We start from the raw sequence: 23,193 nt of genomic DNA, 5'->3' as shown, positions 1-23,193 counted from the left end.
GCAGATCCTATTTCTTGCCTCCCGACGTCGTCGTTGTTATTTCGGCACGCGCCGTGTTGGCGTAGACGTCCTTGCTGACCTCGTAGCCGTGCTGGTCGAGTTCGAGCGCTTGCTGGTTGATTTCCGCCAGTTGTCCGTCCGTGAGATGTTCAACTCTGGTGAGATCCAAGGTTTCCTGGTTCACCCCGCCCTCGGCCGTCACTTTAACCAGCCCGGTTCCGGCTGAGTAGTACTTGCGCTGATGGCCTACATTCGGTTCCAACGGATTGTGCTCATCAATCACCAACACGTCTCCGTAGCAGCCTTTGGGCACGCAAAGCGCTATATTGTCGTCGAAAACAAGCCCGCAATCGAGGAACCCCACGGAAGCGGCGTGAGCCTGGACATATGCCGGCGTTCGGGTCCGGGGCGCCGCCTGCATGGCAATTCCGGCCTGGCTGCCGGAGATGCCGTGGATGAACGTATTGGGCGCCCCAATGAACTTGTCCTCTTCAAACTCCTCAGGATACTCGCCGAACAGCCACACCGTCCCGGCGTTATCCTGCGCGAAGAAGGCAAGTTCCGATTCCACCAGCGCGCCATCCTGGTAATCGCGGTCCCACATCACTTGGGTCTTCACGCCGTCAATGACCTTGGTCAGGCCAGTGACGGTGTGCGTGACCCGCCGCTCAGTGGTTCCACCTTCACTTTCCACCGCGCCGGTGGTGGTGTACTTCATCCCAGGCTTCAGCGGAAACCACTTGTTGTCGATGACGGGCGACTCCGGGAAGGCCGTCTTGTCGAACTTGATGGCAGACCCCGGCCCGCACAGTTCCGGCGCCGGCGGCACCGCTGCGGGCGCCAGGGTGGGCGGCCCCGGCGGTGCGCTGGAAGGCGCAACCGGCGCCGAAGTGCCGGTGGATTCGGGCTTCATCTGCCCGGCCTTCGGGTCTGCGCACGTGGCTACGGCCGGCATGGCCAGAAGCAGCGTGAAAGCGGAACCGAACACTGATAATCGTGTATTTGCGTGGAACATCGTTGTGGCCTTTGGCGTGAGGTTTTTACATCTGTCGGAGCAGTGTCCTGCCAAACGCGCGGCTTCGAGGCACAACGCTGGGCCTGGCCGCGGTTTGGCTGGAGCGAACGAGGCGCGCCATCACGTAATTCGATTGGCTATGGACACCAAACCCCACCCCCTCATGACGGTTCGACGCCGGAAGTTCGTTACGTTGCCAACCCCGGAGTCCGCACGTGTGGTCGAGTGTAGGGCGGCCCGCAATCCAGGGTCACGAGTAGCCGCTACTCGTTTTTTCCATCTGCCGCACTTAATACCTCACCGGCAGCCGCAGCCGGCGAGCGCGGTGGCCGCGCGGTCCAGCGCTTCCTTGTTGCCGGCGGCCCCGGGCGTCAGCCCGTTGCCGATGAAGGAAAAGACCAGCAGCCTGCCGTCCGCGTCAACCACATAGCCGCTGAGCGCGAGGACTGTGTTCAATGTGCCGGTCTTGGCCCGCACCAGGCCGGCACCGCCCGCCGTTGCGCCGCCGCCGTAGCGCGTGTCCAGGGTTCCCGTGAGGCCTGCCACCGGGAATCCGTCCAGCGCGGCCCGCAGCCTGGTGTCCGCGCCCGACGTGATGGCCCGCACCACCTCTGAGAACTGCCGAGCCGGGACCTGGTTGCCCATGGCCAGTCCACAGACATCCACCAGCTTCATGGCATCGGTGGCGAGGCCCGCTGCGGAGAGCTGTGCGCGGACTGCCGCTGTGGCGCCGTCGTTGCTGCCCGGCAGCCCGTCCGCCAGTGCCGTCAGCCGCCCCAGTGCTTCCGCCAAATAGTTGTCCGAGTCCTGCAGCATCACGTCCACTTGCTCGGCCACGGTTGCGGACTGCACCTCCGCCAGCACCACTGGCTTTTCGCTTTCCCCGCCTGCCGCCCGGGCTGGGGCGGGTGAACGTTCGACGCCGGCGGCCACAGTGAGTCCCGCGGCGGCGCCTGCCGTCCGCAGCCGGGCGGCAAACTCCTCGGCGGCAGCCATGGCGGAGTCCTGGGGCCGGGGACCGGTGGTGACGGCAGGATCGTAGCGGCCCGAATTCAGGGCGAGGGGGAACAACGGCGCCACTTCGCCGGCCGCCACATCCCCGCTGTCCCAGGCCGGGTTCAGCGCGGGCCCGGAGAACAGGGAATCATCCACCAGGACCTTGAGCTCCCCGGACGCGCCGTCCGACGTCAGGGCCTCCACCGTGGCGGCAGCCAGGGTTGCCAGTCCGGCGTGTCCCAGGGCCCGTTCGGGGTTGGAGTCGCCGGGCCCCAGGAGGACGTCGCCGCCGCCCACCAGCACCACCTGCCCGGGCGCCGGCCCGGCAACAACGGTTGTGCTGAAACGGTGCCCGGGGCCCAGGGACCGCAGGGCGGCGACGGCGGTGAGCAGCTTCATGTTGGACGCCGGCACGCGGCCCTCCGACCCGCCGCGGTCAAACAGGACCTGGCCGGTCCACGCATCCTGGACCATCCCGGTGAACGTCCCGCCGCCGTCGGCCTTCAACAGCGGATCCAGCTGCGCAGTGATGGCGGGCTGGGACGGAATCTCTGCCGCCGCGTCGAGGGCGGCCAGGCCCTGCCGGGCGGAGAGCGTGGCGGGTGCCTGCTGCCACGCGGGCGCGGACGGAGCGGGGGCAGGGGCTTCGGGACCCAGGAACCCGGGGGCCACCAAGAGGGCAGCGGGGAGGGCGAGGGCAACCAGGAGGGCCGAAAGGAGGACCAGCGGCCACGAGCTCCGCAGGCCGGTGACGGCCCTCCGCGCGGCCTGCCGGACACGGCCGTGCTGCTGGTCCGTGCCGATTGTTTTGGTCATGCTGGTGCCGGTCCTCAAGTCCTGAAATTTCCCCACAAGTTCCTGATTCCAGGGCCTCTCGCTATATCCTCAATAATAGTCGGCGGCACTGACAGTCCTTTTTGTTGCCCGTCAGAAGTGCCGCGAACCCCCTGCAATTGCCGAGGAGCATTCCATGAAGCATGACGTGACCATCGAGATCCCCAAGGGATCACGCGTCAAGTATGAAGTTGACCACGAGACCGGCCGCGTCCGCCTGGACCGCGTCCTCTTCACCTCCATGCAGTACCCCACGCACTACGGATACTTCGAGAACACCCTCGGCGAGGACGGCGACCCGCTGGACGCACTGGTGCTCCTGCAGGACTTCGACCTGCACCCCGGCGTCATCGTTGAGTCCCGCCCCATCGGCGTCTTCAACATGACGGACGACGGCGGCGGGGACGCCAAGATCCTCTGCGTGCCCGTGGATGCCCGCTTTGACCACATCCAGGAGGTCAGCGACGTCAACGACTTCCTGATCAAGGAGATCGAGCACTTCTTTACCCGCTACAAGGACCTGGAGCCCGGCAAGTGGGTCAAGGCCGAGGGCTGGGGCGACCGCGCCGCCGCCGAGGCCGAGCTGGAAGCCTCCATCAAGCGTTACGTGCCCACAGCACACTGATTTTCCCGTGTACGACGGCGGGTGCCCGGCTTGCAAGAGCCGCGCACCCGCCGTCGTACTTTTAGGGAGGTGTGACATTGTGGATTGGTGAACTTCGAGCCTTCGTTCTATCCGCCCTGTGGTCCCGTCACCGGCAGGCGGGACGGGGACGTCCTCCGGGCAACCGGGATCCCCTACGCCACCGCCGGGCGTTTCCAGCCTCCCGCCCCGGCACCTGACTGGACCGAACCGCTTGCCGCCACCTCCCCCGCGCCTGCCTGCCCGCAGGGGCCGGTGCCGTTCCTCGACGACGTCCTGGGCACCCGCTACGGGGAGCTGCCGGGGAGCGAGGACTGCCAGAACCTCTCCATCACCATGCCCGCCGATGTGGACCCCGGCGAACAGCTGCCCGTGATGGTCTGGATCCACGGCGGCTCCTACACCACCGGTTCGGGCGACCTCGCCATCTTCGATCCCGCGGCACTGGTGGCCGAGAACCGGGTGGTGGTTGTCTCGGTGACGTACCGCCTGGGGCTGTTTGGGTTCCTGGCCACCCGCTCCGGCCGGCCCGGCAACCTGGGCCTCCTGGACCAGCTCGAGGCATTCCGCTGGGTGCAGCGGAACATCGCGGCATTCGGCGGCGACCCCGGCCGGGTGACCGCCTTCGGCCAGTCCGCAGGGGGCGATGCGATCGCCCACCTCATGGCCACCGCCGAAGCGCCGTCCCTCTTCCAGCGGGCCATCATCCAAAGCGCGCCCCTGGGAATCTCCCGCGGCAGGGCCAAAATGAACCATGCCATGGGCATCGTTGCCGAGGCTGTGGACGAGGAGACCCCCGCCATGGACGTTGTGGAACGGGAGGACCACGTGGCGCAGGTGGCCCGTAAATTCGGCATGCTGGCCGCCATGCCGTTCGGAACGCAGTACGGCCACGCACCACTGCCGGAGGAAAAGGATATTGAAGCCGCCTGGAACCGCGCCGCCCCCGGCATTGAGGTCCTGATCGGGCATACCTCAGAGGAAGCCCGGCTGTTCCTGCCCCGCAGCCCCTATCTGAGCCGACTGGCCCGCGTCCCCTTGGTGGGGGCTCCGGCTGTCCGCGCCATTGACTGGGTGGTCACCGAGACGGTCTATGGACGGGCGGCACGGAAGTTCGCACGGCGCCACGTCCGGGCCGGAGGGAAGGCCCACCGTTACGTCCTGGCCTGGCATGCCCCTGGAAATATCTTCGGCGCTGCCCACACCGTTGACCTGCCGCTGCTTTTCGGCAACCGGAGCACGTGGGAGGGCGTGGGCCTGATCGCGGGCGCCGGCTGGGAAGAGGTCAACGCGGCCGGTCGCCAGCTGCGGGCGCTCTGGGCCGGTTTCGCCCGCGGTGACAGCCTCGGCGAAAGCGGCACCATCCCGGGAACACTGCACTACCGGGCGGCGTGAGGGCCCCATGCGGACCTTAGGCGTGGACCTGGCCGCCGCCACCAGGAAAACAGCTGTGGCCGTCCTCGAATGGGGCAAGGATTCCGCCGAGCTGGTGCACCTGGCGCTGGATGTGGGCGACCAGGAGATCGTGGAGATCTTTGGCGGCGCCGCCATGACGGGAATCGACTGCCCGGTGGGGTGGCCGCAGGCCCTGGTCCCGTTCCTCACCGGGCACCTCAATTTCGACGCCGGCCCTGTGCTCGAGCACGACGGCATCGAGGGCCGGCGGCTGCTTGCCTACCGTGACACGGACAGGTTCGTCACCGGCCGGACCGGGCTGATTCCCCTCAGCGTCTCGGCGGACCGGCTGGCACACCCGGCCATGCGGTGCGCGGTGATCCAGGCCAAGATCGCGGCGCTCCACGGGCCACAGCCCAGGGACGGGTCCGGACGCCTCGCGGAGGTCTATCCGGCCGCTTCACTCAAGCTCTGGGGACTGGCCGCCCGCGGCTACAAGGGGCGGGGAACTTCCGAAGCCGAACGGCTTTCTGTGCTCCTCGCGACCCTGCGGGAGCAGGCTCCCTGGCTGGACCTGGCTGGCCAGGAGGGCAGGCTGGCGGCCTCGGACGACCTGTTCGACGCCGTCGTTGCGTCCCTCACCGCCCGCGCGGCCGCCGTCAGGCTTACCGTTCCCCCTGATGCCGCGCACGCCGCAGCCGCCCTCACGGAGGGGTGGATCCACCTGCCCTCGTGCAGCCTCGACGGACTGGTCGGCCAGAGGGGCTAGCCGAGCTTCCAGTTCCGGATCTCCTCCGGGTCCTCCCCGTGCAGCCTGGTGTGTTCCCGGGCCCGCATCCGCCGGTCCTGGAGGTGCTGCCGGAGGAGGGAGTGCCTCTCAGCCAGCCCGGGCACCCGGTCGATGGCGTCGATGGCCAGCTGGAACCGGTCGATCCCGTTCAGCATGGCCATGTCGAACGGCGTGGTGGTGGTCCCCTCTTCCTTGTAACCGCGCACGTGCAGCCCGTCCTGGTTGGAGCGGCGGTAGGCCAGCCGATGGATCAGGGCAGGGTAGCCGTGATAGGCGAAGATGATGGGCTTGTCCGTGGTGAAGATCCCGTCGAAGTCCCGCGCCGGGAGCCCATGCGGGTGCTCGCTCACGTCCTGCAGCCGCATCAGATCCACCACGTTTACCACCCGGACCTTCAGTCCTGGCGCGCCCTCGCGGAGCAGTTCGGCTGCCGCGACGGTTTCCACCGTGGGCACGTCACCTGCGCAGGCCATAACGACGTCGGGCTCCTCGCCGGGCACCTCAGACCCCGCGAACTCCCAGATCCCCAGTCCCCGGCGGCAGTGGTTGGCGGCGTCGGCCGGGCCCAGCCAGGTGGGTGAGGGCTGCTTTCCGCTGACAACGATGTTCACGTAGTCGGTGGAGGCGAGGCAGTGGCCCATCACGCACAGCAGTGTGTTGGCGTCCGCCGGCAGGTACACCCGGATCACCTCTGCCTTCTTGTTCACGGCGTGGTCGATAAAGCCCGGATCCTGGTGCGAGAAGCCATTGTGGTCCTGCTGCCACACGTGCGAGGACAGCAGGTAGTTCAGCGATGCCACCGGCTGGCGCCACGGCAGCTGCCGGTGCACCTTCAGCCACTTGGCGTGCTGGTTGAACATGGAGTCGACGATGTGGATGAAGGCCTCGTAGCAGCTGAAGACGCCGTGCCGGCCGGTCAGGAGGTACCCTTCCAGCCAGCCCTGGCACAGGTGTTCGCTGAGCACCTCCATCACCCGGCCGGACCGCGCAAGGTGCTCGTCGGCGTCGTCAATCCGGTACTGCCACACCTTGTCGGTGACCTCGTAGACGTTCTGCAGCCGGTTGGACGCGGTCTCGTCGGGGCCAAACAGCCGGAACGTTTCCATGTTCTGCGCGATGACGTCCCGCATCCACGAGCCCAGCGTGACCATGGGGCTGACCCGCTCGGTCCCCGGCGCCGGGACCTCGACGGCGTAGTCCCGGTAGGCCGGCAGCTTCAGCGCCTTCCGCAGCAGTCCGCCGTTGGCGTGTGGCGTCGCGCTCATCCGGAAAGCGCCCGTGGGCGCGGCCTCGGCGACGTCGGGCCGGGGCCTGCCGTCGCCGTCGAACAGTTCCTCCGGCCGGTAGGACTGCAACCACTCTTCCAGCTGCTTCAGGTGCTCCCCGTTGGTGCGGACCTCGGAGAGCGGGACCTGGTGGCTGCGCCAGGTACCCTCAACCTGCAGCCCGTCCACCGTCCGCGGCCCGGTCCAGCCTTTCGGCGAGCGCAGCACGATCATGGGCCAGCGGGGCGCTTCGATGTCCGTCTCGGCCACGTCCGCCTGGGGCGTCCGCCGGCTGTCCTGGATGGCGCGGATGCCGGCCATGCAGCGTTCCAGCGCGTCCGCGAAGTCGCGGTGCGCCTGCTCCGTGTTGTTGGGGTCCTTCACGGTAACGAAGCAGGGCTCATGCCCATAGCCGCGCAACAGCTGCTCCAGCTGGGCTTCGGGCATCCGCGCCAGGATGGTGGGGTTGGCGATCTTGTAGCCGTTCAGGTGCAGGATGGGCAGCACGGCGCCGTCCGTGGCGGGGTCCAGGAAGTTGTGCGAGTGCCAGCTGGCCGCCAGCGGGCCGGTCTCCGCCTCGCCGTCGCCGATCACGACGGCGGCCACCAGCTTGGGATTGTCGAGGACCGAGCCGTACGCGTGCGCCAGGGAGTACCCGAGTTCGCCGCCCTCGCTGATGGAGCCCGGGCTTTCCGGCGCCGCGTGGCTGGGGATGCCGCCGGGGTAGGAAAACTGGCGGAACAGCTCGGCCATGCCGTCGCCGTCGTTGCCCACGTGGCCGTAGATCTCGGAGTAGGTGCCCTCCAGCCAGGCATTGGCGACGACGGCGGGGCCGCCATGGCCGGGACCTGCCACAAAGAGCATCTCGGCGGAGTCGCGGCGGATGATGCGGTTCAGGTGGGCATAGACGAAGTTCAACCCTGGGGTGGTGCCCCAGTGGCCCAGCAGCCGGGACTTGGTGTGTTCGGCCTTCAGCGGTTCGCGCAGCAGCGGATTGGAACGGAGATAGATCTGCCCGACGGAGAGGTAGTTCGCGGCGCGCCACCAGCGGTCCACAAGTTCGATTTCGTCCTGGCGCAACTGGTCCTGCCGCGTCCCATCCTGCCCAATGCTGCCGGCCATAACCATCCTCACGTCGGGGTGTGCCGCTGCAGGCGGCCGTCCTCCCATCGCAACAGATGGAGGGGCACGCAGGCAAGCCCCGCCGTCGGCCGCCCTGGTCCACCCGTCCCCGCCGCGGCCATCGCTGCCGTCCCCACAACAGAGCGCCAGATTGCGGCCCTGTAGAGTACTAAGCAAGCTTAGCTTCCGCCTGGCGGAGCTGGGAAAACACAACTGTGGGGAGATCAAGACATGCCAGCCGAAGACGATGTTGTAATTCCCGGGGCTCCGGCCAGCGAACCTCCGGCCCTCGAAGAACCCACCACCCCGCGGGAGCCCTTGCCGCCGAAACCGGACCAGCGAGGTCCCGAGGCCGTGTCCCCCACCGGAAGCCCCACCGGTGCGCCGACTGCCTCACGGGCGCAGTCCGGCCAGTACCTGACCACCGCGCAGGGGCTTCGACTGCAGGATACGGACCATTCCCTGAAAGCCGGCGCGCGTGGTCCCATCCTGCTGCAGGACCATCACCTGCGCGAAAAGATCACCCATTTCGACCACGAGCGCATCCCGGAGCGCGTGGTGCACGCCAGGGGCGCCGGAGCGCACGGCGTTTTCCGCTCCTACGGGACAGCGGCAAAGGTCACCAAGGCCGGATTCCTGGCCCCGGACGTTGAAACGCCCGTGTTCGTGAGGTTCTCCACGGTGCTCGGCTCCCGCGGTTCCGCCGACGCGGTCAGGGACACCCGCGGATTCTCGACGAAGTTCTACACGGATGAAGGAACCTACGACCTGGTGGGGAACAACATCCCCGTGTTCTTCATCCAGGACGGCATCAAGTTCCCCGACGTTGTGCACGCGGCGAAGCCCCATCCGGACCGGGAAATCCCCCAGGCCCAGAGCGCGCACGACACCTTCTGGGACTTCGTCTCGCTCCATACCGAGGCGCAGGCCCACACGATGTGGAACATGTCCGACCGCGGCATCCCCCGTTCCTACCGGACCATGGAGGGCTTCGGCGTCCACACCTTCCGGCTGGTCAACGCCGCCGGCGACACCACTTTGGTGAAGTTCCACTGGAAACCCAAACAGGGTGTGCACTCCCTGGTCTGGGAAGAGGCCCAGATCATCAACGGGATGGATCCGGATTTCCACCGCCGCGACCTTGCCGACGCCATCGAGGCCGGCGCCTACCCGGAGTGGGAGCTTGGGATCCAGGCTTTCCCGGACACCGAAGACCAGATGTTCGAAGGCATCGACCTCCTGGATCCCACCAAGTTCGTCCCCGAGGAGCTCGCACCGGTGCAGCCTGTCGGCCTCATGACCCTCAATGCGAACCCAACGAACTTCTTCGCCGAAACCGAGCAGGTAGCCTTCCATCCCGGGCACCTGGTACCGGGAATCGACGTCACCAACGATCCCCTGCTGCAGGTCCGCCTGTTTTCCTACCTGGACACCCAGATCTCACGCCTGGGCGGCCCCAACTTCGCCCAGATTCCGATCAACCGGCCGCACGCGCCGGTGAATGACATGCTCCGTGACGGCATGCACCAGACCGCGGTGCACGCCGGAGTTGCCCCGTACCGGCCCAATTCCCTGGACGGCGGGTGCCCTTTCCTTGCCGGACAGGACATGGGGGCGTTCGTGGACGTACCAGAGGCCGTGGCGGAATCCATCAAGGAGCGGCGCAACCCGGCCTCCTTCGATGACCACTACAGCCAGGCCCGGCTGTTCTTCCGCAGCCTGGGCGCTGTGGAGCAGGACCACGTGATCCAGGCCTACACGTTCGAGCTCGGCAAGTGCTTCGAAACGCCCATCCGGGAGCGCCAGCTCCAGGCACTGGCCAACATCGATGCAGGGCTCTGCGCTGCGGTGGCTGCCGGCCTGGGCATGCCCGCACCGGAAGCCACCGAACAGGTCCCCGACCGGGACCTTAGCCCGGCGCTGTCCCAGCTGGGCGCAACCTGGCCGGTCGCAGGCAGGGTGGTGGGCATCATCACCGATTCTTCCAGCGACCTGGCCCAGGTGGCTGCCGCCCGCACAGCGCTCGACGGCGAGGGCATGGTCCCGCTGGTCATCGCCCCGACGGGTGGCACGCTGTCAGGTGACGGGCTCTCCCTCACGGTCCAGCGGACCTTCCTGACGGCGCGGTCCACTGAGTTCGACGCGCTCATCGTCGCCGGCGGCCAGGTGCCCGCGCCGGACGCCACTGCGGGACGTGACGCCAAAGCCGGGAACCCAGCCGGATCCCCTGATCCGCGCGTCGCCATCATGCTGTCCGAGGCCTACCGCCACGCTAAAGCCATTGGCGCCTGGGGTTCCGGATCCGATGTCCTGGCCGCGGCCGGCATCCCGGCGGAAGCGCCCGGTATCAGTGCGGGCGACGCCGGCGCCCCGGTGGCAGCCGGCATCTCCAGCCTGCTCGCCGCCCACCGCGCGTGGGACCGTTTCCCGGCCACGGGCCAGCCGACCCAGGGGAACTGACGCCGGCCGGCTGTTCCGCCAGCAGGGGACGGGGGCCCGCACCAGCACGGTGCGGGCCCCTTCCCTTTTGATGAACCAGGTTTGTGGATCTGGGCGGCAGAGCCGCCTGCAATCCGGGGCGTTCCGCAATTCCTACTTCCGGGTAGTGTGGACCCAGAATGTTCACGTTGACCATCAACCAGACGGACAGCCGGCGCGACGGTGACCGGGTACCGCAGCTGCTCAAGGACCTGCGGCACATTCCTGCGCGCCTGGATTTCGACCGCTCGGTGGAAGACGAGGTCCAGGGCATTGTCGACTGCCCCCACCAGGCGGTGGAAGCTGCCCTAATCGCCTTGAGGTGCGGTTCCTGGTACGTGGGGATTGGCGTCGGGCCCGTAAACGAGCCGCTGCCGAACCAGATCAAGGACGCGTCCGGCCACGGGCTGGTGTATGCCCGGCGTGCGGTGGACCGCCTCCACGGCAGCAAGGAGCGCGTGCCGGTGGCCGTGGAGGGCCCACTGGCGGATATTGCCCACGACGCCGAGGCCGTGCTGCGCCTCCTCGGGCACATCGTCCGTAACCGGTCCGAGGCCGAGTGGCGCGTGCTGGACCTCCTGACCCCCGGCGTGCGCGGGCAGCAGAAGGCGGTGGCCCAGGAGCTCGGTATCACCACGCAGGCTGTGAGCAAGGCCGTGGCCCGGGCCCAGTGGAACGAGGAGCATGCGGCCCGGCCTGCCGCGGCCCGGCTGCTGGCATTGATCCTCGAGGCGCGCTAGGGGCTGGCCCCACTCAGGCCTGGGTGGCCGCCATTACCGGCTCGCCGTTGAAGTACTCGAGCTGCCAGCCGTCGATCGCGTGGTGGTGCGCCAGGTTCAGCACGGCATTGTCGATACTGGCCAGTGTGGTTCCCACCGCGCGGCTGAGGCTCACCCTGAGCAGCGTCCCATGGGCGACGACGAGAAGTCGGCGGCCGCGGAACTCTTCGGCCAGTGCCTCCAGGGCCGCCAGCCCCCGGTCGGCCGCCTCGTCCTCGCTTTCAGCGCCGCGGAAACCTCCCGGAATGCGCAGCGCGTCCAGTTCCGGCCCTGCCTGCATGCCCTCAGCCGGGCCGAAACTCCGTTCCGTCAGCTCCGGCACGTGCCGTACATCGGCGAGCCCCAACCCATCGGCGATCAGGTCGGCGGTCTCGGCGGCACGGCTCAGCGGGGAGGACACCACGGCGTCCCATTCGTAAGCGGACAAAACAGCGACGGCGTCACGCGCCTGGGCCCGGCCGACGTCGTTCAGCGGAATGTCAGTGGATCCCTGCAGCCGCCGCTGGGCGTTCCAGTCAGTCTGGCCATGGCGGATGAGGGCGAAGGTGGTGAGGGTCATGGCTTCCATTCTGCCCGACGGCGGGCTTCCGCCTGCCGCGGGACCATAGGCACGGGTGGTCCGCCGGCGCTACAGCAGGCTGCGCAGCACGTGGGCAGCGCCGTCGTCGAACACTGAGTGGGTGACCTCGTCGGCGACGGCGATGACTTCCTCCGGCGCCTGCCCCATGGCCACTCCACGTCCTGCCCAGGTGAGCATCTCAATGTCGTTGCGGCCGTCGCCGATGGCCACCGTGAGATGCCGTTCGATGCCGAGCCTGCCGCGGAGGCTTTCCAGCGCGCTTGCCTTGGTCACACCGGCGGCGGCGATGTCCAGCCACGCGGTCCAGCCCACAGAGTAGGTGACGCCGGCCAGGCCTACGTGCTGAATGGCCTCGTTGAACTCTTCCGGCGTGTTTTCGGTGCTGAAGACCACCACGCGCACGGCTGTGGCTTCAAGCATGGTGTGGAAATCCACGCCGATGGCCTCGACGCCAAAGCTCGGGTCCTGGAAGCGCTCGGTGGACAGGAAGTTGCCGTCCGCATCCTCCAGCGCATACTTGGCCGAAGGAAGCCGCTCGCGGAGTGCCCGGAGCGCAGGTCCGGGGTCAAACGTGGCTTTGTGGATGACCTCGTAGCCGCTGTCCAGTCCTGGGTGGAGCCGCAGGGTCACACCGCCGTTGCAGCAGACGGCATAGCCGCGCTCAATTCCAATTTTCTCGATAATGGGCAGTGTGGCGTTGAGCGAGCGGCCCGTGGCGATCATTACCTCGTGCCCGGCGGCCACGACGGCCTGCGCCGATTCCCGGACACCCGGGGACATGTGGCCGTCGTGGTTCACCAGGGTGCCGTCCACGTCCAGGGCCACCATCAGCTTCCGGCCGTTGTTGTTTTCGTTGTCTCGCCGGTCATCGTTGCCGGCGACTGAGGTTTCAGTCAGCGTTGTCATTCCAATAGTGAACCAGACGCCCCTAAACGCCGCTAGGACGCGCACCACAGTGTTATTGAACAGTTGGTAAATACCCACAGGTTGTCCCCGGCATGAGTGTTAGCCATCGCCTGTGGATTCGCCCACTCCCACGCCTGTTCGCGAATCCGAGCCTTCAAGGTTCGGATCCGCGAAGAAGCCCGGGACACGTGGCCGCAGCCCGGCCGCAAGGAGTTTCCGCCGCAACCGCTCCGGCTGCTCCACATCCGCCCAGCCCCACCGCACGAAGCCAAGCCCGAGGGCGCGGATCCGGTCTTCGCGGAGCTTCTCCCGGTAAACCGCCTCCTCCGGTGAGGCACCACCACGGACAGCTGCATCAAGGTACTTTGCCTTGCCGTCGAACTCGCCCACAACCCGCTGCCGCGGCCACCAGCAGTCCACCCTGCCAATGAAGCCTTCCGTGTCCCGAAACACATGCTGCAGTACGGGCTGCTCGAATCCAAGGAGCTCAAAGGCGGCCCGGCTGTAGGACTCACCGACGGACTCGGCCAACGGGCTGGCGAGGGACGCCACACGTACTGCACGGTGTCGCGCGGCCGAGTAGGCGTGGCCGAGATGCCGGCGGCGATCGCGGGAACGGCCATCAGGTCGTCCTCAGCCGGCAGGACGCCCCCATGATGCATCATCCGGGCCAGCCCATCCGCCACCACCAGGGCCTCGCTGAACCTGCCGGAAACCATCAGGTCAAGGGTTGTCTGTACGGGGCTGGTACACCGGAATTCGCCGCGGACCACAGTCTCAGAGGCGGGCCGTAGGCAGTATTTGAGGGGATACGAGCGTTTGCCCCGGACCTGCTGGGCAGCTGCGTCCTCGCCCAGTACCGTCAGGAGCGAGCGCCGCACTCCGCTTCGACCCGGCAGCGTTGTGGCCAGTTCCACGCATGCAGGTGTCCGCAGCGTAGGCAATCCAGCGGCGAGGGCCGCCGTCTCCCCGCACAACACCGCGCCCTTTACCGACCTGGCCACTGCCGCCGTCGACCATGCAAAGCGCTCCGACGGACGGGCGCCAAGCCAGTCAGCCGTCCGGACGTAGAAACCCCTGCGGATCCTGACCAGCCGCCCAGCCCGGAACCCCCGGTGGATCACATCAGTGGTCCCCTGGGTCCGAAGGATGGCGGCGGAATCAATAAGTCCGGGCGGAATCTCCATGCCACAATGCTGGCGGAACGAGGCTGCAGCGTCAGTACGCGGGCAGGCCTATGTGGAAATCCGCCCGCGATCAGAGGCCTGTTCGCGAAACCGGGCCATCAAGGTCCGGATCCGCGAACAAGCCCGGGAACAGCAAACTAGAGGACCGGGAGGACCTCAAGCCCGCCCAGGTACTTCTGCAGGGCCTTGGGCACGTTGACCGAGCCGTCCGGGTTCTGGTGGTGCTCCAGCAGTGCCACGATCCAGCGGGTGGTGGCCAGGGTTCCGTTCAGGGTGGCCACGGCCCGGGTGCCCTTCGCCACGCCCTCTGCGTTCACCACGCGTTCGCGGATGTTCAGCCGGCGGGCCTGGAAGGTGGTGCAGTTGGACGTCGAGGTCAGCTCGCGGTACGCGCCCTGGGTGGGAACCCAGGCCTCGCAGTCGTACTTCCGCGCTGCGGAGGTGCCAAGGTCGCCGGCGGCGGTGTCAATCACCCGGTACGGCAGCTCGCACTTGGCCAGCATCTCCTCTTCCCACGCCAGCAGCCGCTGGTGCTCGGCCGCAGCCTCCTCAACGGTGGTGTAGATGAACATCTCCACCTTGTTGAACTGGTGCACGCGGATGATGCCGCGGGTGTCCTTGCCGTGCGAACCCGCTTCGCGGCGGTAGCAGGAGCTCTGGCCCGCGTAGCGGATGGGGCCGGCGGCGAAGTCCAGGATCTCGTCCGCGTGGTACCCGGCCAGGGCCACCTCGGAGGTGCCCACCAGGTAAAGGTCGTCTTCGGCGAGACGGTAGATCTCGGCGTCGTGCTTTACGTCAAAGCCCGTGCCCTGCATGGTCTCCGGACGCACCAAGGTGGGTGTGATCATGGGAACGAAACCGGCCTCGATGGCCTGGTCCATGGCCATCTGCAGGAGCGCCATCTCCAGCCGGGCGCCCACGCCGCGAAGGAAATAGAAGCGCGCGCCGGAGACCTTGGCGCCGCGCTCCATGTCGATCGCGCCGATCAGCTCACCGATTTCCAGGTGGTCCTTCGGCTCGAAGTCCGGGAATTCACGTGGGGTGCCGACGGTCTTGACCACCACGTAGTCATCTTCGCCGCCCTCGGGAACGCCGTCCTCAATCAGGTTGGGAATGCTGCGCAGCAGTTCTTCCTGCTTCGCCTGGGCGGCATCAGCCTCGGCGGAGGCAGCCTTGACCGAGTTGGCCAGTTCCTTGACCTCTGCCAGCAGCGCCTTCTTTTCGTCGCCCTTGGCCTGTGCCACCTTCTTGCCGAAGGCGTTCTGCTCGGCACGGAGGTTCTCGAAGCGGATCAGCGCGGCACGGCGGGCGGAGTCCGCGGAAATGATCGCGTCCACCACTGATTCATCCGCGCGGCGGGCACGCTGGCTGGCACGGTATTTATCCGGGTTTTCGCTGAGGTCTTTTACGTCGATCACCAGACAAGGGTATCCAATCCCGCGGACGACGGCGGGCGGAGGCGGGCGTGCCGGACCGGAAGGCTTCGCCGGGCTACTGTTGAACCACCATGAGCGACTGGATCCTGTACCTGCTGATTGGGGTGGCCCTCGCGTTTGCCATCTCGAGCTGGTGGGGCGTGCGCAGGCTCAAGGCGCTGCACATCCGCAGTACGGTGGGCGGGGAGGCGCAGGAATCGGGGCTTGCGGAACAGCGCGTCGCCGTGATCCTGAACCCCATCAAGGCAGGGTCGATGGAAGCCAAGGGCAAAATCCAGCGGGGCTGCCTGGCGGCAGGCTGGGAAGATCCCGTCTTCTTCGAGACGACGGCGGAAGACCCGGGCCATTCACAGGTGCGGGCCGCGCTGGCGTACAAGCCCGACGTCGTCCTGGTGGGGGGCGGTGACGGCACCGTCCGGGTTGTGGCTGAGTCCCTCGCGCACAGCGGTGTGGCCATGGGACTGGTCCCGCTGGGGACGGGCAACCTCCTGGCCCGGAACCTTGACCTGGACGTCAATGACCTTCACGCCAATGTGAACACTGCGCTGTTCGGCCGGCAGCGGTACATCGACACCGCCCGGATGGACATCGAAAACTCCGTGACGGGCGAATCATCCGAGCATTCGTTCCTGGTGATCGCGGGCATCGGCATGGACGCCGAGATCCTGGCCGACACCAATGCGGGCCTGAAAAAGGCTGTGGGGTGGCTTGCATATACCGAGGCCGGCATGCGGCACCTGCCGGGACGCCGGAAGAAGGTCTCGATTTCCCTGGACGGCAGCCCGGCCCAGGTCCGGAACATCCGCAGCGTGCTGTTCGCCAACTGCGGCCTGATCCCGGGCGGCATCGACTTCATCCCCCAGGCCATGATCGACGACGGCATGCTGGACGTGGTGGTGATGAGTCCCCGCAGCGCCCTTGGCTGGCTGCTCATGTACGTCAAGATCATGTTCAAGCACAGCGGGAAGCTGCCCGTCATGACCGTCTACCGCTCCGGGAAAGTGGTCATCAAGTGTCCGGAACCGATGCCCACCCAGCTGGACGGCGACACCGCCGGCGAGGCCACCAAGCTCACCGTCCACGTGGAGCCGCGGTCTCTATTGGTGAGGGTCAAGGGCCAGGACTAGGGCACGGGAACCCGGAAGGGTCAGTGGCTGTCCCTGTGGGCCTCGGCAGCTTTTGCGGCGGCGTGGGCCTCGGACTGCTCGCGGATCATGGCTTGCTCTTCTTCAAAGCGCAGGCGGTCGGCACGGTCGGCTTCGTCGCCGTCCCAGTCCTGGTTGTCGGCGGTAGGCCGGGGGTTGACGATCATCCCCTGGCCATCGTTTTCGGTGCTGCTGGTAGTCATGACGCGCTCCCTTCACTAGGGGCCATCCCCCATGTGGATCAAGCAAGCATACGCATTGTCCACAGCCCGCGAAAGTACTTCGGAGGGCATTTGCGTACGCTTTGGGCGAAGCGGCGGAACCGCTTTCGCTGCCCTGTCATGCAGGCCGGAGAATGTCTCCCACCCACGCCCGCGCTGCCTGGAACGCCTGGTCAGCGGTGTGCCGCTCCACCACTGTACGTTGCATGTCCGCCTTGGGATATGAGCCGAGGAAACGTGTGGCCGGGCTGATGCGGTGGAGTCCTGCCAGGGCATCGGCCATCCGCTCGTCGCCAACGTGCCCGTCGGCGTCGATGCTGAAAAAGTAGTCCCCCAGATACTGTCCCGTGGGGCGGGACTCGATGCGGCTGAGGTTTACTCCGCGGCTGGCAAACTGGTCCAAAATCTCCATCAGGGCTCCCGGACGGTCCTCCGGAAGCGGCACCACCACGGTGGTTTTGTCCGCTCCGGTGCGCGCGGGCAGCACGCCCGGGCGGCTGACCAGGATGAAGCGCGTCACGGCTTCAGGATTGTCGCCAATGTCCTCCGCCAGGACGGACAGGCCCGGCTGCTCCTGCGCCACCAGTGGAGCGCAAATGGCGGCCTCATAATGGCAGGCCTCCTCGAGGAGCCCCATTGCCGCCGCGGCGGTGGATGAGCCCGGGACATATTCCGCTGACGGGATATTACTGTCCGTCCAGAGCCGGCACTGCGCCCAGGCATGTCCATGCGTTGATACCCGGCGCACGTCGGCCAAACGGACTCCCGGCCTGGCCACCAGAACGAAACTGATGGGCACCAGGACTTCGCGGATGATCCTCAGTTCCCCGCCGCTGGCGATGGCGTCGAGGGTGGCGGTGACCCCGCCCTCCACGGAGTTTTCGATGGGCACCATGGCTGCATATGCCGCACCGTCACGTACGTTGTCCAGCGCAGCGTTGACGTTCGACGACGGCACGCGGGTAGCCTGCGCGGCGTCCGGCACCTGCATGAGGGCAGCCTCGGTGAAGGTACCCTCGGGCCCGAGGAAGGCATAGGTGACGGAGGACGCAGACATGGGTGCCCTTCGCCTACAGCACCATGGGCTTGAGCCCGTTGTCCGAGACAAGGGGCTTACCGGCCTCCAGCCACATGTCCATGCCGCCGGCGACGTTGATGGCGGTGTAGCCCTGGCCTGTGAGCCATTGCGCCGCGCGGAAGGACCGGCCCCCGGTGCGGCAGATGACGTAGACGTCCTCGTCGGGATCGAGTTCCTCCAGCCGGCCCGGAAGCTGGTCCAGGGGAATGTGGAGGGCGCCGTCTGCGTGGCCTGCCACCCATTCGTAATCCTCACGGACATCCAGGATGACGGCATCGTCGGGGATGTCGTTGACGGGGACGTTGTCGAAATCGCTCACGGTGATTCCTGCCTTCGCGGATCGGGGGTCGGCTTTAAGCCTAGTGCTTTACGTCCGGCAGGGGCCTCTTGGCCGCCAGGTTAAGCTCACGCAGCCACGTTAAGCTTCTGTGTGGACCCAAGGAGGAAAATTGCTCCCTGCACACTTTGCCGTGGCCGCCGCTGGCCGGGGCAGGCCAGGCAGCCGCTGCCGCCCTGCGCTGGCCGCGGGATCCCGTGGCTGAACTCCACGAGCTGTCCGCGGTGGCCCTCCGGGACGAGCTGCGGCAGGGAAAGGTGTCGGCAGCGGAGGCGGCAGCCCATTTCCTGCAGCGGATAGAACAGAAGAACCCACTGCTGGGCGCGTTCATCACGGTGACGGCGGACCAGGCCATGGAGCACGCCCGCTCCGCGGATTCCCGGCGATCCCGGACTCCGGCCGGAGAGCTGCCACTGCTGCACGGCATGCCCCTGGCCTTCAAGGACCTGACCGACGTGGAAGGCGTGCCAACCACGCATGGCAGCGCGGCGCTGGACCACAAGCCGGCCCTCAGCGACGCCCCGCTGGTGGCGCTGCTCAGGAAAGCCGGCGCAATTTCCCTGGGCAAGACCCAGGTGCCCGAGTTCGGACTGACTGCCTACAGCGAAAACCGGATCGCGCCGCCGTCGCGCAATCCCCATGGCCCCAGCAGGAGCTCGGGGGGATCCTCCGGCGGCAGCGCCGCCGCCGTGGCCGCCGGGCTGCTGCCTTTCGCGCCGGGATCTGACGGCGGCGGATCAGTCCGGATTCCCGCTGCCGCCTGCGGGCTGGTGGGCCTCAAGCCCGGCCGCGGCCTGGTCCCTGCGGGGGAAAGCCTGGGGGATCCGGCCCGGCTGGTGGTTGCCGGCCCCATCGCCGAGACCTCCGCCGATGCCGCACTCATGATGGACGCTCTTGTACCTGGGTCCTCCCCCGCCCTGTCCACGCCGGCTGCACGCAGCCTCCCTGCCTCCACACGCGCGGTGCCCGGGGAAGTTGCCCGAGGTGAGGGCGCTTACCTTGAGGCGCTGGAGCAGGAACCGCCGAGGCTCCGCATCGGCGTGACGCTGGACAGCCCGTGGTCCAGTACCTTTCCCTTCAGCCCGGAACAGGAAGCGCTGGATGCCCTCCAGGCGGGCATCGGCCTGCTGGAACATGCCGGACACGCCCTCGGGGAGGCTTCCATCCGCTATGACAACCGCTACCCCGATGCCTTCACCACGGCCTGGACGGCGGCAGTGGGGACGGCCCGGATCAGCCCGCACCGCGAAGCGCTGCTGGCTCCCCTGACCCGCACTTTCCGGCGCCGCGCCCAGCAACGCAGCCCGGCGAAACTTGCTGAATCGCTGGCCTTCCTGCGGCAGTTCCAGCACGATACGGTGGCGCAGTTCGCCCAGTGGGACCTCATGCTGATGCCCGCACTTGCGCAGACACCCCGCCCGGTGGGCTGGTTCACCGGGCTGCACGGGGGCGAACGGTGGCCCGCGGCCCACTGGCCGGGGGACGCCGACGGCGACTACCGCAAGCAGTGCGAATACGCGCCCTGGTCCTCCATGATCAACGTCTGTGGCCTGCCGGCCATCACCCTTCCTGTCCGCTGGACGGGCGGAACACCCGGCCTGGGACTGCCGATGGGCATCCAACTGGTGGGGCCGGCGGGTTCCGAGGCCCTGCTCCTGCAGGTGGCCAACCAGTTGGGGTACTAGCCAGGCAATTGGGGCACTAAAAGCCTTGATGGGGGTCTTGTTGACCTGGATCTAACACCGGTTTAATTTTCCCGTAACCGTGTGGGACCAGACTGGCAGAGTCCACACGGCTTTCGCTTCCCCTAATCTGGCCATCACTCAACGAGGAGTTGCCGATCATGAACGCTGAACACTCCCGCACCGCTCCCAGCAACACCCACGAAGCGAACCTGGCCCGGCCGGACCTGAACAACGCAAATATCAGGGAGGACCTCGCGGAGAGGGGCCGCTGCGGCATGGTCCATTTGCCCACGGGCCGGACCTGCCTACTTCCCCTCCGGCACCATGGCCCGTGCGAGTTCCACCGCCCTCAGGAGGCCGAGGACGTGATCACCGGCGGATAGCCACCCCGTCGCGGGCACGCCGGAGCCGGACGACGCAGCAAATGCTCCCGCCAGGGTGTCGACTCCCCACCGAAACGGGAGGACGATTAAAGGGCAGTCACTGTGAGGAGGTCTGTGATGTGCTATTCATCCAGCAAGGACTTCGGGTGGGGCGCCAGGAAGGAAACCCACCGCCGGCCTGAAGCCAAGCAGGACACCCCGGAAACCCCGGTAGAAACCCCGGAGAAGCCAGTCAGGGCGCAGGACTTCACGTTCTGGGCTTTCCCGGCCTGGTGGAAGACGCCAGAGCCCCGCACCACCTCTGCTGATCGGAGCAAGGAGAGGGTCTGACGCCGGCGTGGCAAAGTCAACGGAAGGGTCTTCACGGAAGGCCCTTCCGCTGTCTCCGGACGCGGACTGCGGAGGCGGGCTCCGGACGCAGCCTCCCCACCCGTTCGGACACAGCCTCCGGCCGCATGCGGACACAGTATCCCTACGCGGGCCCGCGCAGGAAAACCCCGCAGGAGAAAGGACGGCATGCCCGGGATCTATGTACATGAAGCCACCGTCCTGATGGACGCCGGCGCCGGAACCGGGGCGCCCGGGGCAGCCATCACCGTTGCCCTGTGCGGCAGCTGGCAGCATCCGCCGCCCTGCCCGCTGGCCGCCCACCACACAGCAGCGCAGCGTGACGGTGAAATCGTGACGCTGCGAACCATCTTCACTGCCGACCCGCAGCGGGAAGCCGAGGTCCGCCGTCGTATTGATGGCGCCCTGGCCCACGGCTCACAGGCCGGCCCGGACGGCACGGTTGTCCGGTGGACTCTGGTGGCAGCTGGACCGGCCGGGCTGACGGCGGAGGAGCGCGGGCATGGTCGCCGAATCGCCGGGACTTAGCAGCCCCGCGTTGTGCCGGCTGAACCCCGACCGCTAAGGTGGCATCAGTAAGCATGCTTAGCATTTGGGAAGGGGACGCAATGAGTGCTGGACAGTACACGCCTGGGCCTGAGGGGCAGCCGGAACAGGGCGGCAACGGGATGCCGCCGGACCGGACCGGTACAGCAGCGGTGCCGAACGCGCGGCCGGCAGACGCCGGGCCCGTCTCCCCTGGCCCCACGGCCCAGGTTCCCGCTGCGGAGCAGCCACGGGTGACCCGGGCAGGGGTGGTGTGGGCTGCCGTCGTTGCCGCCCTGGTGGTGCTGATCCTGCTGATCATCTTCATCCTGCAGAACCAGGACCAAGTGGTGGTCCGCTACTTGGGGCTGGAGGGCATGGTCCCGCTGGGCATGGCCCTGTTCATCGCCAGCGTGACCGGCGGCGTCCTGGTTGCCATGGCCGGCGGCGCCCGCATCCTCCAGCTCCGCAGGAACGCCCACCGCGCAAGGGTCCAGCAGCGGAGGTAGCGCCGCCGCAGCAAGGCTGCGGCCAGGTCACCCCGCGCCCAGGCTCCGGTACTTTTCGGAGCGCGCCGCAACCAGCCCGGCGACGGGAAGGCCGGCGAGCGAGCCCAGCTCATACTCGATGGCCTTTGCCATGCGCTGGCAGAATGCGCGCGGCTCCAAAGAGGCGTCGTCCCGCTCATCCACAATGTGGTCCACCAGTCCGTGAGCGTACAGCGACGCGACGTTGACGCCCTGCGCCTGCGCCATCGCGGGGGCCAGCGCAGTTGTCCGGTGCACAATGGCACTGGCACCCTCGGGGGGCAGCGGTGAGAGCCAGCTGTGCTGGGCCGCGATGGTCCTGTCCGCCGGCAGCAGTGCCAGCGCCCCTCCCCCGGCACCCTGGCCCAGCAGCACGGAGACCGACGGGGCGGCCAGGCCGATCAGTTCGTGCAGCGAGCGCGCAATCTCGCCCGCCAGGCCGCCTTCCTCCGCATCCTGCGAGAGCGCCGCACCCGCGGTGTCGATGACGGTCAGCAGCGGCAGCCGCAGCTCCTCCGCCAGCTTCATGCCCCGCCGCGCTTCCCGCAGGGATCCGGGCCCCATCCCGGCTGCTTCCTTGCGAAGCGGCCGCGCGTGGCCCAGGACGATGCAGGACTGCCCGCCGAAACGGGCCAGGGCCAGCAGCAGCCCGGGGTCCTTCTCACCCTGCCCCGTCCCGTTCAAGGGCAGGGCGTCCACTGCCCCGTACTTCAGGAGCTGCCGCAGGTCCGGACGCCGGGCACGCCGGGAGATGCCAATGGACGTCCACGCGTCCACGGGAGCGGGCCGGACTCTGAGCGTCGCGGGCTGCGCCGGAACGCCGGCCCGCTCCGCGCACAGGATGTCCAAGGCCCTGGCCACCAGGTCAGCGAGGTCGGCAGGCTCCACCACGCCGTCGATCAGTCCCTTGTTGAACAGGTTCTCCGCTGTCTGCACGTTCTCCGGGAAGGCATCGCCGTGCAGCGCCTCGTAAACGCGGGGGCCCAGGAACCCCAGGAGGGCGCCGGGTTCAGCCACGTTGATGTGGCCCAGGGATCCCCAGGAGGCCATGACGCCGCCGGTGGTGGGGTGCCGCAGGTAGACCAGATAGGGAAGGCCGGCCTGGCGGTGCGCCCGCACGGCCCCGGTGATTTTCACCATGGACAGGAAGGCCAGCGTCCCTTCCTGCATCCGCGTGCCCCCGGACGCCGGGCCGGCCAGCAGCGGCAGCCCCTCAGCCGTTGCCCGTTCGACGGCCGCCACGATCCGCTGTGCCGCCGCGTGGCCGATCGATCCCGCCAGGAAGGAGAATTCACTCACGATCACCGCCACCCGGCGACCCCGGATGAGCCCGGCGCCCGTGATCACGGATTCGTCCGTACCGCTCCGCTCCCGCGCCTTGGCAAGGTCGCGGCAGTACTCCGCGGACAGCGGCGGCTCCTGCGCCGGCATGTCCCAGGAAACGAAGGACCCCGCATCCACCACGTTGTCCAGCAACTCGGCGGCGCCCAGGTGCCGCACCTTTTCCGTCGTCGCCAT

At 67.6% G+C, this 23,193-nt stretch carries 22 protein-coding genes; 11 read left to right on the top strand and 11 right to left on the bottom strand.

The window, feature by feature from the left end; translation table 11 throughout:
* Nucleotides 1-7: 7 nt before the first annotated feature.
* Together FHJ30_RS01385 and dacB are read right to left on the bottom strand one after the other, a co-directional pair.
* Complete coding sequence (locus FHJ30_RS01385) at nt 8-913, bottom strand: hypothetical protein (protein WP_240793539.1); 906 nt, start codon at nt 911-913, stop codon at nt 8-10.
* 399 nt (nt 914-1,312) lie between these two features.
* Nucleotides 1,313-2,827 (bottom strand): D-alanyl-D-alanine carboxypeptidase/D-alanyl-D-alanine-endopeptidase, encoded by a 1,515-nt coding sequence (dacB, locus tag FHJ30_RS01380; protein ID WP_139027476.1) that lies wholly within the window; start codon nt 2,825-2,827, stop codon nt 1,313-1,315.
* A gap of 154 nt (nt 2,828-2,981) precedes the next feature.
* Between dacB and FHJ30_RS01375 the strand changes: the two genes are divergently transcribed.
* The 3 genes from FHJ30_RS01375 to FHJ30_RS01365 all read left to right on the top strand — a co-directional run bounded on the left by FHJ30_RS01375 (nt 2,982) and on the right by FHJ30_RS01365 (nt 5,652).
* Nucleotides 2,982-3,470: an inorganic diphosphatase gene (locus FHJ30_RS01375; protein WP_104996439.1), complete on the top strand. Its 489-nt coding sequence runs from the start codon at nt 2,982-2,984 to the stop codon at nt 3,468-3,470.
* 87 nt (nt 3,471-3,557) lie between these two features.
* On the top strand, nt 3,558-4,883 hold the full coding sequence (locus tag FHJ30_RS01370) for a carboxylesterase family protein (RefSeq protein WP_139027475.1): 1,326 nt from the start codon (nt 3,558-3,560) through the stop codon (nt 4,881-4,883).
* A gap of 7 nt (nt 4,884-4,890) precedes the next feature.
* A complete protein-coding gene (locus FHJ30_RS01365; protein ID WP_139027474.1) occupies nt 4,891-5,652 on the top strand; it encodes a DUF429 domain-containing protein in 762 nt (253 codons plus the stop codon).
* On the opposite strand, the gene FHJ30_RS01360 is transcribed toward FHJ30_RS01365, so the two are convergent.
* Nucleotides 5,649-8,060 (bottom strand): phosphoketolase, encoded by a 2,412-nt coding sequence (locus tag FHJ30_RS01360; RefSeq protein WP_139027473.1) that lies wholly within the window; start codon nt 8,058-8,060, stop codon nt 5,649-5,651. The genes FHJ30_RS01365 and FHJ30_RS01360 overlap by 4 nt on opposite strands.
* A gap of 231 nt (nt 8,061-8,291) precedes the next feature.
* Here FHJ30_RS01360 and FHJ30_RS01355 point away from each other — a divergent pair, with 231 nt between their 5' ends.
* Both FHJ30_RS01355 and FHJ30_RS01350 read left to right on the top strand, forming a co-directional pair.
* Complete coding sequence (locus FHJ30_RS01355; protein WP_139027472.1) at nt 8,292-10,520, top strand: catalase; 2,229 nt, start codon at nt 8,292-8,294, stop codon at nt 10,518-10,520.
* Between the two features lie 158 nt (nt 10,521-10,678).
* Nucleotides 10,679-11,278, top strand: coding sequence for a hypothetical protein (locus FHJ30_RS01350; protein ID WP_139027471.1), 600 nt, complete (start codon nt 10,679-10,681; stop codon nt 11,276-11,278).
* Between the two features lie 13 nt (nt 11,279-11,291).
* On the opposite strand, the gene FHJ30_RS01345 is transcribed toward FHJ30_RS01350, so the two are convergent.
* From FHJ30_RS01345 to serS, 4 genes are all read right to left on the bottom strand, one after another.
* A complete protein-coding gene (locus FHJ30_RS01345; RefSeq protein WP_139027470.1) occupies nt 11,292-11,876 on the bottom strand; it encodes a histidine phosphatase family protein in 585 nt (194 codons plus the stop codon).
* Nucleotides 11,877-11,945: 69 nt separating this feature from the next.
* Entirely contained in the window at nt 11,946-12,803 is an 858-nt protein-coding gene (locus FHJ30_RS01340) for an HAD family hydrolase (protein ID WP_139027469.1), read from the bottom strand.
* Between the two features lie 99 nt (nt 12,804-12,902).
* A complete protein-coding gene (locus tag FHJ30_RS21555; RefSeq protein WP_240793538.1) occupies nt 12,903-13,355 on the bottom strand; it encodes a hypothetical protein in 453 nt (150 codons plus the stop codon).
* Between the two features lie 772 nt (nt 13,356-14,127).
* Complete coding sequence (serS, locus tag FHJ30_RS01330) at nt 14,128-15,408, bottom strand: serine--tRNA ligase (protein WP_139027468.1); 1,281 nt, start codon at nt 15,406-15,408, stop codon at nt 14,128-14,130.
* An 89-nt stretch (nt 15,409-15,497) separates the two neighbouring features.
* Here serS and FHJ30_RS01325 point away from each other — a divergent pair, with 89 nt between their 5' ends.
* Nucleotides 15,498-16,553: a diacylglycerol kinase family protein gene (locus tag FHJ30_RS01325; protein WP_139027467.1), complete on the top strand. Its 1,056-nt coding sequence runs from the start codon at nt 15,498-15,500 to the stop codon at nt 16,551-16,553.
* A 20-nt stretch (nt 16,554-16,573) separates the two neighbouring features.
* Here the strand turns inward: FHJ30_RS01325 and FHJ30_RS01320 are convergent, their stop codons facing one another.
* The 3 genes from FHJ30_RS01320 to FHJ30_RS01310 all read right to left on the bottom strand — a co-directional run bounded on the left by FHJ30_RS01320 (nt 16,574) and on the right by FHJ30_RS01310 (nt 18,189).
* The gene (locus tag FHJ30_RS01320) at nt 16,574-16,774 is read right to left on the bottom strand and encodes a hypothetical protein (protein WP_139027466.1); all 201 of its coding nucleotides are present in this window, start codon (nt 16,772-16,774) and stop codon (nt 16,574-16,576) included.
* Nucleotides 16,775-16,910: 136 nt separating this feature from the next.
* Nucleotides 16,911-17,849, bottom strand: a complete 939-nt coding sequence (gene pheA, locus FHJ30_RS01315) for a prephenate dehydratase (protein ID WP_139027465.1) — start codon at nt 17,847-17,849, stop codon at nt 16,911-16,913.
* 13 nt (nt 17,850-17,862) lie between these two features.
* The gene (locus tag FHJ30_RS01310; RefSeq protein ID WP_139027464.1) at nt 17,863-18,189 is read right to left on the bottom strand and encodes a rhodanese-like domain-containing protein; all 327 of its coding nucleotides are present in this window, start codon (nt 18,187-18,189) and stop codon (nt 17,863-17,865) included.
* A 215-nt stretch (nt 18,190-18,404) separates the two neighbouring features.
* On the opposite strand from FHJ30_RS01310, the gene FHJ30_RS01305 reads away from it, so the two are divergent.
* From FHJ30_RS01305 to FHJ30_RS01285, 5 genes are all read left to right on the top strand, one after another.
* A complete protein-coding gene (locus tag FHJ30_RS01305) occupies nt 18,405-19,892 on the top strand; it encodes an amidase (RefSeq protein ID WP_139027592.1) in 1,488 nt (495 codons plus the stop codon).
* Between the two features lie 158 nt (nt 19,893-20,050).
* Nucleotides 20,051-20,275 carry a hypothetical protein gene (locus FHJ30_RS01300; RefSeq protein ID WP_139027463.1) on the top strand — a complete coding sequence of 75 codons (225 nt, stop codon included), beginning with the start codon at nt 20,051-20,053 and terminating at the stop codon, nt 20,273-20,275.
* 117 nt (nt 20,276-20,392) lie between these two features.
* Nucleotides 20,393-20,605: a hypothetical protein gene (locus FHJ30_RS01295; protein WP_139027462.1), complete on the top strand. Its 213-nt coding sequence runs from the start codon at nt 20,393-20,395 to the stop codon at nt 20,603-20,605.
* 186 nt (nt 20,606-20,791) lie between these two features.
* Nucleotides 20,792-21,151, top strand: coding sequence for a hypothetical protein (locus tag FHJ30_RS01290; protein ID WP_139027461.1), 360 nt, complete (start codon nt 20,792-20,794; stop codon nt 21,149-21,151).
* Between the two features lie 80 nt (nt 21,152-21,231).
* Nucleotides 21,232-21,657: a lipopolysaccharide assembly LapA domain-containing protein gene (locus FHJ30_RS01285; protein WP_139027460.1), complete on the top strand. Its 426-nt coding sequence runs from the start codon at nt 21,232-21,234 to the stop codon at nt 21,655-21,657.
* Nucleotides 21,658-21,684: 27 nt separating this feature from the next.
* Here the strand turns inward: FHJ30_RS01285 and FHJ30_RS01280 are convergent, their stop codons facing one another.
* Nucleotides 21,685-23,193: a carboxyl transferase domain-containing protein gene (locus tag FHJ30_RS01280; protein ID WP_139027459.1), complete on the bottom strand. Its 1,509-nt coding sequence runs from the start codon at nt 23,191-23,193 to the stop codon at nt 21,685-21,687.

Origin of the sequence: Arthrobacter sp. BB-1 (assembly GCF_006151685.1) — a bacterium.
Lineage (GTDB): Bacteria > Actinomycetota > Actinomycetes > Actinomycetales > Micrococcaceae > Arthrobacter.
Note: the sequence above shows the minus strand (reverse complement) of the source record. Positions and strands in the feature narration are given on the sequence as shown.